The 14,281-nt window shown below is 49.3% G+C and carries 14 protein-coding genes; 6 read left to right on the top strand and 8 right to left on the bottom strand.

Annotated features, from left to right (window positions below; translation table 11 throughout):
• Positions 1–18: 18 nt before the first annotated feature.
• From J3369_RS06750 to pspA, 8 genes are all read right to left on the bottom strand, one after another.
• Entirely contained in the window at positions 19–1,029 is a 1,011-nt protein-coding gene (locus J3369_RS06750; RefSeq protein WP_303575335.1) for a fumarylacetoacetate hydrolase family protein, read from the bottom strand.
• Positions 1,026–2,174 (bottom strand): homogentisate 1,2-dioxygenase, encoded by a 1,149-nt coding sequence (locus tag J3369_RS06745; protein WP_349585223.1) that lies wholly within the window; start codon positions 2,172–2,174, stop codon positions 1,026–1,028. Before J3369_RS06745 ends, J3369_RS06750 begins: the two co-directional genes overlap by 4 nt.
• Positions 2,167–3,273: a 4-hydroxyphenylpyruvate dioxygenase gene (hppD, locus tag J3369_RS06740; protein ID WP_349585220.1), complete on the bottom strand. Its 1,107-nt coding sequence runs from the start codon at positions 3,271–3,273 to the stop codon at positions 2,167–2,169. The genes J3369_RS06745 and hppD overlap by 8 nt, the downstream gene beginning before the upstream one ends.
• 204 nt (positions 3,274–3,477) lie before the next feature.
• Positions 3,478–5,034: a transcriptional regulator TyrR gene (gene tyrR, locus J3369_RS06735; RefSeq protein WP_349585218.1), complete on the bottom strand. Its 1,557-nt coding sequence runs from the start codon at positions 5,032–5,034 to the stop codon at positions 3,478–3,480.
• 77 nt (positions 5,035–5,111) lie between these two features.
• A complete protein-coding gene (gene phhA, locus J3369_RS06730; RefSeq protein WP_349585215.1) occupies positions 5,112–5,912 on the bottom strand; it encodes a phenylalanine 4-monooxygenase in 801 nt (266 codons plus the stop codon).
• Positions 5,913–6,133: 221 nt separating this feature from the next.
• Positions 6,134–6,595 carry an envelope stress response membrane protein PspC gene (pspC, locus tag J3369_RS06725; RefSeq protein ID WP_349585212.1) on the bottom strand — a complete coding sequence of 154 codons (462 nt, stop codon included), beginning with the start codon at positions 6,593–6,595 and terminating at the stop codon, positions 6,134–6,136.
• Entirely contained in the window at positions 6,592–6,831 is a 240-nt protein-coding gene (pspB, locus tag J3369_RS06720) for an envelope stress response membrane protein PspB (protein WP_349585209.1), read from the bottom strand. The genes pspC and pspB overlap by 4 nt, the downstream gene beginning before the upstream one ends.
• A gap of 88 nt (positions 6,832–6,919) precedes the next feature.
• On the bottom strand, positions 6,920–7,591 hold the full coding sequence (pspA, locus tag J3369_RS06715; protein WP_349585207.1) for a phage shock protein PspA: 672 nt from the start codon (positions 7,589–7,591) through the stop codon (positions 6,920–6,922).
• A gap of 227 nt (positions 7,592–7,818) precedes the next feature.
• On the opposite strand from pspA, the gene pspF reads away from it, so the two are divergent.
• Genes pspF through J3369_RS06685 form a run of 6 tightly spaced genes read left to right on the top strand, consistent with a single transcriptional unit; the run spans position 7,819 to position 14,274 of the window.
• The gene (pspF, locus tag J3369_RS06710) at positions 7,819–8,931 is read left to right on the top strand and encodes a phage shock protein operon transcriptional activator (RefSeq protein ID WP_349585204.1); all 1,113 of its coding nucleotides are present in this window, start codon (positions 7,819–7,821) and stop codon (positions 8,929–8,931) included.
• Positions 8,932–8,933: 2 nt separating this feature from the next.
• Complete coding sequence (locus J3369_RS06705; protein ID WP_502877416.1) at positions 8,934–10,568, top strand: ABC transporter substrate-binding protein; 1,635 nt, start codon at positions 8,934–8,936, stop codon at positions 10,566–10,568.
• Positions 10,565–11,596 carry an ABC transporter permease gene (locus tag J3369_RS06700; RefSeq protein ID WP_303575342.1) on the top strand — a complete coding sequence of 344 codons (1,032 nt, stop codon included), beginning with the start codon at positions 10,565–10,567 and terminating at the stop codon, positions 11,594–11,596. Before J3369_RS06705 ends, J3369_RS06700 begins: the two co-directional genes overlap by 4 nt.
• Entirely contained in the window at positions 11,583–12,476 is an 894-nt protein-coding gene (locus J3369_RS06695) for an ABC transporter permease subunit (RefSeq protein ID WP_349585200.1), read from the top strand. The genes J3369_RS06700 and J3369_RS06695 overlap by 14 nt, the downstream gene beginning before the upstream one ends.
• Positions 12,476–13,471: a peptide ABC transporter ATP-binding protein gene (locus J3369_RS06690; protein ID WP_119500619.1), complete on the top strand. Its 996-nt coding sequence runs from the start codon at positions 12,476–12,478 to the stop codon at positions 13,469–13,471. The genes J3369_RS06695 and J3369_RS06690 overlap by 1 nt, the downstream gene beginning before the upstream one ends.
• Complete coding sequence (locus J3369_RS06685) at positions 13,468–14,274, top strand: ATP-binding cassette domain-containing protein (RefSeq protein ID WP_119500618.1); 807 nt, start codon at positions 13,468–13,470, stop codon at positions 14,272–14,274. The genes J3369_RS06690 and J3369_RS06685 overlap by 4 nt, the downstream gene beginning before the upstream one ends.
• Positions 14,275–14,281: the final 7 nt, after the last annotated feature.

Here is a 14,281-nt window from a genome sequence, read left to right as displayed (position 1 = left end):
TTTGCTTGCCACTTCTTGTTAGCTGAGTGGTTTAATCTGTTGTTCGATCGCGCCGAAGATACTGTGTCCCTGCTCATCCAGCATCTCTATGCGGATCCTGTCGCCAAACTGCATAAAGGGAGTGGATGGCTTGCCATCACGGATGGTTTCAATCATCCTGATTTCGGCAATACAGGAATAACCCACACCACCTTCTTTTACAGCGCTGCCATGGTCCGTACCCTGTTTATTCGATACGGTACCTGAGCCAATAATAGCTCCAGCTCCCAGATTACGCGATTTCGCGGCATGCGCAACCAGTTGCGCGAAGTTAAATGTCATGTCGGTGCCCGCATGTGGCATGCCGAATAACTCTCCGTTATAGGTTGAGCGTAGTGGCAGGCAAACCTGTGCCTGGTTCCATGCACTACCCAGTTCGTCAGGTGTTACCGCCACCGGTGAAAAACTGCTGGCAGGCTTAGACTGAAAGAATCCGAATCCCTTAGCCAGTTCACCGGGAATGAGCCCCCTGAGTGACACATCATTCACCAGCATAATCAACCTGATGCGTTCAGCCGCGACAGTTTCACAACATGCCATTGGCACATCGTCGGTGACAACCGCCACCTCCCCTTCAAAATCAATACCCCAGTCATCACTGGGTAAAATAACGTCATCCCGGGGGCCAGTGAAGTCATCAGACCCACCCTGATACATCAGCGGATCTGTCCAGAAGCTCTCCGGCATCTCTGCACCGCGGGCTTTACGCACCAGTTCCACATGATTCACATAGGCACTGCCGTCAGCCCACTGATAAGCACGTGGCAGAGGCGACTCACAGCGCTCTTCTTTGAAGGCCTCACTTTCAATTAATCCATCATTTAATTGTTCATATCGTGACTGCAATGCGCCGGCAACCTGCGCCCAGTTGTCCAGAGCGTGTTGCAATGTCAGTGCAATATCCGGTACCGCAGCAGTACGGGTCAAATCCCGTGAAACCAGCATCAGTTGCCCGTCACGGCTGCCATTTTTATAGGTCGCAAATTTCATTGTTCATTCTCCTTCACCGGTGTCTTCCAGCTATTCACATACTCCGGATTTTCTGTCGCCAGCGCGGCATCCCCCATCTCAAGCGCATCACGGGTATCCAGCATCACGGCGACTTCATCAGTAAATGTTTTCTTATGTGCACGACCGGCTGCAAAGGCTTTTGGATGGGGGCCGTGAGTGAACCCCGCCGGATGAAAAGTCACCATGCCTTTTTCAATGTTGTCACGGCTGAAAAAGTCACCTTCGTGGTAGAACAGTACTTCATCATAATCGTCGTTATTGTGATAAAACGGCACCTTCAAAGCGCCGGGGTCACTTTCTATTGGCCGTGGTACAAACGTACAGACAACAAAACGCGGGGCCACAAAGGTGGTATGCGCTGACGGTGGTAAGTGATAACGGTGACTCATTAAAGGTCTGATGTCCCGCCAGTTCAGCTTAACCACACACACTTCACCATGCCAGCCAATGGCATCGAGAGGATTAAAGGGATAAGTGATCACCGATACCTTGTTGCCCCGTTTCACCTCTACCTGCCAGTTATTCTCGTCTTGCTGGCCGATAAACCTGTCATTGATTTGCGGTATTTCCAGCACGGCGGGGTCGAAAATAGCCTGACCTCCCAGCATGCCTTTATCCGGCAACTCATACGCTTCGTTAGTCGCTTCAATCATTAACATGGTCATGGGCTTTGCCGGCTCCAGCCGCCATAGCGTGGAGCGGGGAATAAGCACGTAATCACCGGCGGTTACCGGCAGATGTCCGTAATCACAGAACAGTTCACCTTCACCTTCATGAATGAACAATAAGTCGTCACCGTCAGCATTACGGGCCAGGCGCGGCATGGCAGTATGGCAATGCCATAAGCGGTATTTACAGTGAGCATTGCCGAGGATCAGAGGAGCGGAAAAAGGTCCGTGCTCTGCATCACGGGGCAACTTATTCAGGTCGAAGGCGCGGGGTCGTAAATCCCCCTCCCAGTCAATCCAACCGGTCGGCGCATGTTTATGATGTAAATGACTCGCAGGGCCAAAAAAGCCACTGCGACCAATTTCACGTTCATAAATGCCCTCTTCCGGAAAATCGGCGTGGGCCTGCTTCGAGTGCGTCCCCTGCGCAGCCGGAAACCGGATCCAGTTACGCATTTTCTTTCTCGTCCAGCGCCTGGCCATCTAAAACGCCACGGCGGATCTGGTCGAGTTCTATGGACTCGAATAACGCTTTGAAATTCCCCTCACCGAAACCTTCGTTACCTTTGCGCTGGATAATTTCAAAAAATACAGGGCCAATGACTGTATCGGTAAAGATTTGCAGCAAAATGCCATCTTTCATTGGTGCACCATCGATTAAAATGCGCAATTCTTTGAGCATTTTCAAATCTTCACCATGCCCCTGCACACGGGCATCCACGCCCTCATAGTAGGTATCAGGCGTATCCATAAAGCGCATTCCTCTGGCATTCAGATCTCTGACTGTCTGATAGATGTCGTCAGTGGCTAATGCGATATGCTGAATACCTTCGCCGTTATATTCACGGATAAACTCTTCAATCTGTGATTTATCGTCAGACGATTCATTAATAGGAATACGAATTTTACCGCAGGGAGACGTCATCGCTTTGCTCACCAGGCCGGTGAGTTTGCCTTCTATATCAAAGTAACGGATCTCGCGGAAGTTGCCGATGTTCTCGTAGAAATTGGCCCACAACGCCATGTTACCCCGGCGGACATTGTGAGTGAGATGATCGACAAAACTCAGGCCGGCTCCGGCTTTTTCCATTCTTGCCTGCCAGTCGTCATAAAAGGTGAAATCTACGTCGTAAATGCTGTCATCACCGTAGCGGTCAACAAAGTAAAGCGTGCTCTCGCCTATACCATAAACGGCAGGAATATTCAGTTCCATGGGTCCCAGATTGCCCACGAATTGCTTCGCGCCGTTTGCCAGTGCGTGCTTCATTGCAATTCCTGCATCTTTAACACGGAACGCCATGCCGCAAACACTGGGGCCACGCAATTTGGCAAACTCTTCTGCCTGTGATGCCGGTTCAGCATTAACAATGAAATTGATATCCCCCTGACGATACAACCACACACGCTTGGAACGGTGGCTGGCTATCTCAGCAAAACCCAGAGATGAAAAAAGGTCTTTAAGGGCCGCAATACCTTTCTCATCAGCAGCGGTATATTCAACGAATTCGAAACCGTCTGAGCCCAGCGGGTTATAAGAGTAATCGACTTGTGACATGATGTTTCCTCACACTTGTAAAAGTTATGTGATCAATAAACACCAAATTTAACAATCAGAAAAGACAGGGCCTGCGGATAACATTGAAGGTCTGACGGAGGAAAGCTGTAAATAAAACTGAACAACAGGCGGACACAATTAAAATACCCGCCTGTGAAGCCCCCTTCCCCGAGATTTTTGTAAAGCGGGCAGTACAGAGCGTATCTATAACTTTACAGTGCCTTTATTTATGCCATATTCACGCAACTTGTTGGCAATGGCTGTATGGCTCAGGCCTAATTTTTTCGCCAGCTGACGGGTACTCGGGTAGGACGGATACAAACGTTTCAGCAGATCCCGCTCGAACTTCTTCACCTCTTCATCCAGCGTGCCGTCAAAGTTTTCATCGATGTACGTGACACTGGGTGCACAGGAAGGCAACTGGATATCTTCTTTAGAGATTTCATTGCCATCAAGCAACGACAGCGCTCGGAATAAGGCGTTCTGTAACTGCCTGACATTTCCGGGCCAGGGGTACTGCTGCAGGAAATCCACACAGGACTTGCTCAGCTTGGCCGGACGGCGTCCCAGTTTACTGCTGTGTTGCAAAATGAATGCTTCGGCCAGTGGCAATATGTCCGGTCTGCGTTCTTTTAATGACGGCATGACCAGGCTCAGTACATTCAGGCGATAGTATAAATCCTTTCGGAACACGCCCTCTTCCACCATCTGCCCGAGATCCCGACCGGTAGTGCAAATGAAACGTACGTTTACCGCTACGGGTTTATCATCACCAACGCGTCTGAATTCGTTGTGCTCCAGTACGCGAAGCAATTTAGCCTGCAATTGCGGAGACATATCAGCGATTTCATCCAGCAAAATTGTACCGCCTGCCGCCAGCTCTAGTAAGCCTGCTTTACCCTCCGGTTGATTATATGCACCGGCTGCATAACCGAATAACTCAGATTCTGCGACACTGTCAGGTAACGAAGCGCAATTAAGTACGAGGAACTCACCTTTGTTTCTCCGGCTTGCCTGGTGACAGGCTTTGGCAATCATTTCCTTTCCCGTACCGGTTTCGCCGAAGATCAGCACCGGCGCATCAAGATCGGCAATTTGCTTGGCATCGTTGACAACCTTTGCTATAGCCGGCGACCGGATGATGAAGTGGTCGAAAGAATCTGTTTCAGTTTGATGGAAAGCCGTAAATTGCTGACCCAGACGCATTTCTGATTTCAGAATCACCACCGCACCGGCAAAGATGGCACTGTTCTGACCATCCGGCACTATTACCGGCAAAATATCCGCCAGATAATCCTGCTGGATAAACTTGACCTTCACTGAAGTGGCCGCATTGTCCTTGCTCTCCATCCAGCGGTTAAAGTTAAAACCCTTAACCAGCTCACTGATTTCTGTGGACTCAATATCGGAAAACGGCAATTCAAGACCACTAATCACTGCTTCATTGCACATAAGTACACGGCAGCGGTTATCGATGGAAAATACCGGGTCAGGTAAAGTACGCAAAATGGCCGAAAGCTGATTCCGCTCCCGCTCGCCGGGCATATACGGCGTGGTTTTTACGTCATCAATACCATTGATCCTCCGGATTTTTGGCATGAGATGCTGAAAATCTTCGAATTCAAGATTAGGGAAATTGAGGAAAATTTTGCCCGCTTCATCAATTTCGATGCCCCGTAAATCGATTTCATGAGCCACCAGGATATCCAGGATATCCTGAGTGATCCCAAGACGGTCCTGACAACTGATTTCTAAGCGCATAGTATTCTGTCATTTTTGTTGTAAATATATATTTACAGGATATCACAAAATACTAACATTGGAACGCTTAAATTTGTTTAACTCACCCGTCTGGGCGCAGGTTCAAACAGGGGATCATAGAGGCCAAGCCGCATGGCCTGACGCACTAAATGCATGATATCGCTTTCTGCCAGGGTAAAAAGATCATCGAAATCGGACAGCTCATAATACAGCGGCTGCATAATATCGATGCGGTAAGGTGTACGCAGGGCATCCAGCGCATTCATAGGCACTTTCACAGGGGTATCGCTTTCCAGCGCATAGAGGGTTTCACCCGGCGATGACAAAATACCGCCACCATAAATACGCTGCCCTCCGGGGGTTTTAACCAGACCAAATTCAACGGTAAACCAGTACAGGCGGGCCAGATAGATACGTTCTTCTTTCGACGCATCAAGACCCAGCTTCCCGTAGGTATGGGTAAAATGCGCAAACGAAGGATTGGTTAACAGCGGGCAATGCCCGAAGACCTCATGAAAGATATCCGGTTCCTGCAGGTAATCGAATTCTTCCCGGCTTCTGATAAATGTTGCCACCGGAAATTGCTTATTTGCCAGCAGCGAGAAAAAGGATGAGAAGTTTATTAGTGCCGGTACCGGCGCGGTTTTCCAGCCTGTTGTTGCTTGCAGGATCCGGTCAATCTCACCTAATTGTGGTATGCGGTGCGCTGGCAGATTCAGTAGTGCCAGCCCGTCCATATACTGTTTACAGGCTCTGCCCTGTAATAACGAATCCTGTCGTTGATAAAGCTCAGACCAAATCGTGTTCTCTTCTCCGGACCAGGAGATCACACCGTTTTCGTCCGGTTGTCTGGACTGATAAGCAGATGACTTCGCCATAAAATACCTTAATTGCTGTTACTCATTTTAGTCTAAGGAATTTATGACACTGTGGAAGTCTCAGGCTGATTCAGCCAGAGACCTCCCATGTAACATTAATTTTACAAACTAAGGTAAGCCATTGAATTATTTTAAGTAAATAAAAAGGCCGGTGACACTGATGTGTCACCGGCCCTCATTTGAGTTCTTTGACTACCGGTCTGCTTCACCTGTCATTTTATTCAGAGTTGGCTGATTTCACGGTTTAACTGAAACTCTCTGGAGGTTACATATTTTTCCATCTTGCGCAGACGCAATTCTGATTCCTTGAACCTCGAGGCGATATCATGCACTGCCTGCTTTGGTGGCTCACCGGCTTGCCAGACTTTTGTCTTTACCGACACCTTGCCGGATGACTCATGCTGCTGTGCACCGGTATTGCTGTTCGTCCAGCCTTTACCCTGATGCCCTTTAAACTGGCTTAGCGGATCATCCTGCTGAGCAGTAACATTTGCAGGTTTCGGTTCCAGAATAAACCAACAGGCGATGTAGCCGATGAACACGAAGGTACCGGCAAGCAGGAAAAAAGCAGACACAACCAGAATTCTGACAAGCCATCTTTCCAACCCGAAATAGTCTGCTATACCACTGCATACCCCTGCAATCCGGGCATTTTCGGTGTCACGATAGAATTGACGGTTCATGCTCTGTCTCTCCACTGAGGCGCTTCACTATCAAGAATGGCTTCCAATGTTTTGATGCGGTCAGACATTTTTTCAGCCTTCTCCGCGAGTTCATTGATTGTTGCGAACTCTTCTGCGCTTAAGCCCTGACTGACTTGCTTTTTACTGCGATAGTGCAGAATAAGCCAGATGGGTGCGACAAATGTCAAAAACAAAAATAAGGGTACCAATAACAGTGCCAGTATTCCCTCGTCCATAACCATAACCTCCGATTTCTAGTGAGAACTGCCCACAAAGCCGATTGTCCGGCTTCCTGTGAGCAAGGAAACCGGCACCGGGCGCGCATTATTCTGCGCTTTTATTTTCTTTTATTTTAGCTTTTAATGCCGCTAATTCTTCGTCGATTTTATCGCCGGCTTCCAGCTCGGCAAATTCATCGTTCAGCGTTTTCTTACCTAAGTCGTACGCATCTACCTGGGACTCCAGGTCGTCGATTTTGCGCTCATATTGCTCAAACCGGCCCATAGCAGCATCTACTTTACTGCTATCCAGCGTACGTTTCACTTCTAAACGTGAACTTGCCGTTTTCTGGCGCATGATAATCGCTTTCTGACGGGCTTTTGCATCGGCCAGCTTATCCTGTAACTGTCCAACCTCGTCCTGCAATTTCGAAATCTGCTCTTCAACAACCGCCAGCTCTTTACCCAGAGCAACGGCAGCTTCTGCAGCTTTCTTACGTTCCTGTAACGCCGCACGTGCCAGATCTTCTCTGTCCTTACTTAAAGCCAGTTCCGCTTTGGCCTGCCAGTCCTGTACATCGGCTTCGTATTTACTGATTTGTGCAGTAATTTCCTTTTTACTGGCGATGGTTTTCGCAGATGCTGAACGCACCTCAACCAGTGTGTCTTCCATTTCCTGAATAATCAGACGAACCATTTTTTCCGGATCTTCAGCTTTATCCAGCAATGCATTAATATTTGAGTTCACTATGTCGGTGAAACGCGAGAAGATACCCATATTCATTACCTCCAGCTCGTATGGAATCATGCAAAAGTGCATGGATTTTAATGCTCGTAGTTAATACGCATCTCTGTCATAAGCTATTCAATATGCTTGCCAACTAGCTAATACTTTTTAATTCACTGAATTTATTCATTTTTTCTGAATTAAATTAATGTTCGATTCTGCGAAGTTTTTCATCTACACTAATTATTGGTCTAAATGACTAACAATTGAGGGACTAAATGAGTAGATTTCGCCAACAGGATAACTTGCTGGGTCAGGCCAACAGCTTTCTGGAAACACTGGAACAAATTTCCCAAATCGCACCACTTAACAAGCCGGTGCTTGTTATCGGAGAACGGGGGACGGGTAAAGAGCTTATTGCCGCCCGTCTGCATTTTCTGTCTCAGCGCTGGGATCAAAATTACATCAAGCTGAATTGTGCCGCACTGAATGAAAATCTGCTCGAAAGTGAACTCTTCGGTTATGAAGCGGGGGCATTTACCGGTGCAGCCAAGCGCCGTGAGGGCCGCTTTGAAGTCGCCAACAACGGCACCCTGTTTCTGGATGAGTTAGCGAACACCTCAGGTCTGATTCAGGAAAAATTACTCCGGGTCATTGAGTACGGCGAATTTGAACGTGTGGGTGGTACTAAAACACTCAAAACAGATGTTCGCCTGATAGCAGCAACCAACGAAGATTTACCTGCGCTGGCGGAAAGCGGTGAATTCCGCGCCGATTTACTCGACAGACTCGCATTTGACGTTATTACCATCCCACCGCTGAGAGAACGGAAAGAAGATATTCTGTTACTGGCTGAAAACTTTGCCATTAATATGGCAAGGGAGCTGGATATGGAATTATTCAGTGGTTTCACAGAGAAAGCCCGCCGCACCTTACTCGATTATCACTGGCCGGGTAACATCCGTGAGCTCAAAAACGTGGTGGAAAGGGCCGTTTACCGCTGCAATAACCCTCACCTGCCTGTTCACGAAATCATTCTTGACCCGTTTGAATCCCCCTTCAGACCAAAAGGTCGCATTAAGACTCAGGACAGAATTACCGCTCCCCCGCTGGCATCTGAAATCAACGGCATTCAACCTGATCTACCCCCGCCTCCCAACGACGCAGTATTTACGCCGGTACCCGAAGCTGCGCAAGCTCCGGTTTATCCGCTGGATCTGAAAGAGCGCTCCCAGCAATTTGAAATTGATATGATCAGGCAAGCACTTGAAGACAGTCAGTTTAATCAGAAAAAGACTGCAGAAAAGTTGAGTCTGACTTATCATCAGCTCAGAGGCTATTTAAAGAAATACAATTTACTGGATTCTTCAGAGGAATCTGTGGAGGCATAACGGTGCGACAGGGTTTTCGGTGGGCAACTATACTGGTCGCGCTGACAGGGCTTCAGGCCTGCGATAAATCAGAGCAGGTTGCTTTTTACCAGTCAGGTATCATCTACTGTTCTGAAAGTAATCCGGTGAATTTTAACCCGCAAACCGATACATCAAGCACCACCGCCGATGCCACCGCCCACCAGGTTTACGACCGGCTGATGGATTTCGATCCTGAAACCGGTCAGATTGTGCCAAACCTGGCCAGCAGCTGGCTGGTATCGGATGACGGACTTACCTATACATTTCAGTTAAATAAAGATGTGGAATTTCACACCACGCCTTACTTTACCCCGACCCGGAGCTTTAACGCCGACGACGTCATTTTCAGCATTAACCGCTGGCGGCTGGAAGCCAATCCTTATCACCGCGTGTCCGGTGGACGTTACCCTTATTTTGAAAGTCTCGGCATCGCTGCCAATATCGAAGATGTGAAGCGCATCAACGGCTACCGGATTGAGATCACCTTAAAACAGCGTGACAGCTCTTTTCTGGCAAACCTTGCGACAGACTTTTCCGTTATTTTATCAGCCGAATATGCTGACTTTCTGTTGAGCCGGGGCACGCCGGAGAGAATTGACTATTACCCTGTTGGTACAGGCCCGTTTAAATTCGAAAGCTACCGCAAAGACCACTACATCCGTTTCCTGCGCAACGAATATTACTGGGGTGAACAGTCGCTGCCGGAAGGCCAGTCAAACACGGAACACCTGATTTACGACATCACGCCGAAAAGCTCAATCAGGCTTGCCAAACTGATCACCGGAGAGTGTGATGCCATTGCCTTCCCTGCCCAGACAGAATTGGAGGTAATCCGTAACCGTGAAGAGCTTGAATTGTCGGAAAAACCCGGTCTGAACATCGGTTTCTGGGCGTTCAATACCAACCGGCCTCCATTCGACAATCCGGACGTGCGTAAAGCGCTGGCACTGGCTATCGACAAAAATACCCTCCTTGAAGCTGTGTACTTTGACAGTGCCACACGGGCAAAAACCCTGCTTCCTACAGCAAGCTGGGCTTTCCAGAGTGATGCCGAAGATACCGCTTACAATCCGGTACTGGCGAAAAAATTACTTACTGAAGCCGGTATTGAACCGGGCTTTACCATGACAATTTGGGCAATGCCTGTGGAGCGCGCTTACAACCCGAATGCCACCAAAATGGCAGAGCTGATCCAGCGATATTTGTCTGCGGTGGATATTCAGGTAAACATTGTCACTTATGACTGGACCACGTTTCGCCGCCATCTGCGGGAAGGCTTACACGACAGCGTGTTGATTGGCTGGTCCGCAGACAATGGTGATCCGGACAACTTTTACCGGCCTTTGCTCAGTTGCGGCGCGATCCCGTCCGGCACCAATCGCGCAATGTGGTGTAACGAACGATACGATTCACTGATTAATGAAGCCCTGCAAACGCAAAATATGGAGCGGCGCAAAGCAATCTATGAAGAAGTTAACCGCTTGCTGTATGATGAATTACCCATCGTGCCTATTGCTCACGCATACCGGTATCAGGCTTACCGTAAAAATCTGAAGGGCATGAGTATTAATCCGTACGGTGGTGTACGTTTTGCCGGAGTGACGAAATCCCTGTGATACAAATTCTGATCCGCTATGCGACCCTGTTTATAACCACTATGCTCGTGCTGGCGGCATTGTCCTTCGCCCTTGCTTATTTGTTTCCCGGCGACGTACTGGTTAATCTGACCGGGATTACTCCGCAAAATGAGGCGCAGCGAGCTGCGCTCATCCGCCAGTTTCAGCTCGACAAGCCTTATCTGTTTCAATTTATCTATTATGTGCAGCAACTGCTTCAGGGGAACTGGGGGTACAGTTTTATATCCGGTCTGCCGTTAAGGCAGGAAATTGGTATCGCCATGCCCGCCACAATAGAGCTCAGTGCCTATGCGCTTTTTATCGCAATTTTTGTGGGTGTGCCTCTTGGCTGTTATGCGGGGTTACGCAGTTACACCAAACGGGATTACCTGATTAATTCGGCCAGTATGGTCAGTTACTCATTTCCGGTATTCTGGATAGCGCTGGTTTTCATTTTATTTTTCAGTCTGAATCTTGGTGTGGTGCCGCTATCAGGACGTGTGAGCCTGCTATTTGATGTGCCTCCGCAAACCGGCTTTATCCTCATCGACATCATCATTGCTGACAGTGTGGACAGCGGCCTGGCACTCAGCGATGCGCTCATCCATCTGCTCCTGCCTACGGTATCTATCGCGCTGGTTTCCACCGCCTCCATGGTCCGGCTGACAAGGCGTTCAGTGATCGACGTGCTGAAAAGCCCGTACATTGCAGCGGCCGAATCCCGCGGACTTTCCAAGCGGCAAATCTTTTTCCGCCATATACTGAGAAACGCTTTACTCCCCATTTTGCCACTGATGGCGATCCAGATTACGACGCTCATCACCAATGCCATGATTGTTGAAACCTTGTTTTCCTGGCCGGGTATTGGCAACTGGCTGATTCAGGCCATTTACCAGCGCGATTACCCGGCACTGCGAGTTGGTATGCTGGCTGTAGCTACTGTGGTGATCAGTTTTACTATTTTGATTGATTTGTTTAACCGCTTTATCGATCCAAGCAGGGAAAAGTACGAACGTGGCACGGTTTAGTTTATATCAGGAAGAATCCCAGCCCTCTCCCTGGCAGCGCACCTGGGAAGAGTTCCGCAGCAGTCATGTGGCCTTTGCCGGCTTCATTGTGCTCGGACTGTTTTTCTTTGTATCTCTGTTTGTGCCGCTGGTAGCGCCTTACGACCCGTTACAGCAAAACATCGATGCCCTGCTGGTGCCGCCGAGCTGGGAAGCGAACGGTACCATCTCTCACCTGTTCGGCACTGATGCACTGGGCAGAGATGTGTTTTCCCGGATCATGTACGGCTGCCGTGTTACCTTCGGGTCCAGCCTGATGCTCGTGCTTATCGCTATGCTGGCAGGTGTAACAATCGGTACCATTGCCGGCATGACCAGCGGTGTTCGCTCCAGCGTGATAAATCATACACTGGATGCGCTGATGGCCATCCCTACTCTGCTGATAGCCATTATTATCGTGGCCATTCTGGGTACTGGTCTCGTCAACAGTATGTGGGCAATTACGCTGGCACTTATCCCTCAATTTATCCATCACACCCGCTCTTATGTGCGCAGTGAAATGAAAAAAGAATACATTCTGGCGTCCAGGCTGGATGGCGCCCGGCCTTTGCAGTTATTTTTTCACTCGGTGCTGCCGAATATGATTGAAATGCTGGTGGTACAGGGTTCACTGGCGTTATCCATTGCGGTCATCGACATTTCCGCACTGGGTTTTCTGAATCTCGGTGCACAGCCGCCCCTTCCCGAGCTGGGCGTAATTCTGGCAGACGGACTGGATGTGGCTTATATCGCGCCCTGGAATGTGGGCCTTCCCGGCCTGACGATATTTTTGATGGTACTGGCGGTGAACATTGTCGGTGACGGACTGCGCTCTGCACTTCGACGGAGGCTGACACACTAATGCCCATGCTCGATATAAAGAATATGACGCTTGAGATAGACAACGGGAATACCCGTGTTAAAGCGTTAGATAAAGTGAACCTGACCGTTAACAGCGGAGAAATCCGCGCGCTGGTTGGCGAATCCGGTTCAGGCAAGAGTTTGATGGTTCAGGCAATTTCCGGTTCACTTCCCCAGCAGTGGCGTATCACCGCTGACAGAATGAGCTGGAACGGCAAAAATATGCTGTCCATGTCAGCAAAAGAGCGGCGTGAACTGATGCGCCGGGATATCGGCGTGGTATTTCAGGATCCGGTATCAGCCATGGATCCCTCCACCACATTAGGTGAGCAGTTGGAGGAAGCCATCCCGGATGAACTGGTAAACGGTAAATGGTTCTGGCAACGTAAGCAGGACCGCCGGAAAACCGCTATCAGTACTGTGCACAAAGTCGGGATTAAAAATCATAAGCACTATCTGAATGCGTATCCCCACCAGGTGCCTACCGACATTGGTCAGAAGTTCATGATTGCTATGGCGCTGATTTCACAGCCCAGACTGTTAATTGCTGACGATCCCACCCGTGGCATGGAAACGACCACCAAGACCAAAGTACTGAAATTACTTACACGTCTGAATCAAACAAAGTCTTTATCCATATTGTTTGTCAGCCACGATTTGCTTGCCATCGCCAGTATGTCTCACACCATGACAGTGCTGTACTGCGGACAAACTGTTGAATCCGGCAAGATGAAGCATATCCGTAAACGGCCGCTGCACCCCTACACCAAAGCACTGCTGGACAGTGCGCCGAGTTTCAGGAATGACTTACCGCCTAAGTCAGTGCTGCCGGCACTGGACGGCACCATTCCTTCATTGCAACACGTTCCTATTGGCTGCCGGCTGGGCCCGCGCTGCCCCCGCGCCCAGCGCGCTTGTGTCAGTACGCCCGGCGTGCGTCGTATTCATGACCACACTTACAGTTGTCACTTCCCTCTGCACATGGAGAAGTTATGAGTGAGATCATGCATGTCAGCGGGCTGACATTCCGCCACAGTGATAAGAAACGCTGGCTGAAAAAGCCGGAAGTGTTTGCCTTAGGTCCTATAGAACTGAGTGTGAAGCGCGGCGAGACCATTGCCATCATAGGTGAAAACCGCGCCGGAAAATCCCTGCTGGCCAAGCTGCTGGTGGGTGCAGTGCCTGCCGATGAAGGCGAGATATTCCTCAGCAACGTGATGTATAACGCGGCCAAAAAGAAATCGACTAAGAGCTATAACGCCAGCAACGATATCCGCATGATTTTCCAGCACAGCAGCGAGGCCATGAACCCCGGCATTCCTGTAGGGCGTATTCTTGATGAGCCGTTATCGCTGAACACTGAACTGGATGAAACAGAACGCAAGAAAGTCATCGAAGATATTCTGGTTAAAGTGGGACTGCTGCGTGATCACTACTACTTTTACCGCCACATGTTGTCTGACGGTCAGCAGCAGCGTGTAGCCATCGCCAGAGCCATGGTATTACAGCCAAAGATTCTGGTCGCAGACGAACCCTTTGCCGCACTGGACCCTTCAGTGCGCTCGCAGACGGTAAACCTGATCCTGAACCTGCAAAAAGAGCTGGGGTTGTCGTTTATTTTTATCTCCCACAACTTAGGCATTGTGAGACACATTGCCGACCGGATCATCGTGATGGAAAACGGACAGATTGTTGAAACCGGCAAAACGGAAACAATCTTCCGCTGGCCGCAACATGATATGACTAAAAAGCTGATCCTTGCTTATCAGTCACTGGTGCCCCAGCAAACGTTGACCTGAGTGGTCA

It is taken from the genome of Alteromonas sp. NFXS44 (genome assembly GCF_040148705.1).
GTDB lineage: Bacteria > Pseudomonadota > Gammaproteobacteria > Enterobacterales > Alteromonadaceae > Alteromonas.
Note: the sequence above shows the minus strand (reverse complement) of the source record. Positions and strands in the feature narration are given on the sequence as shown.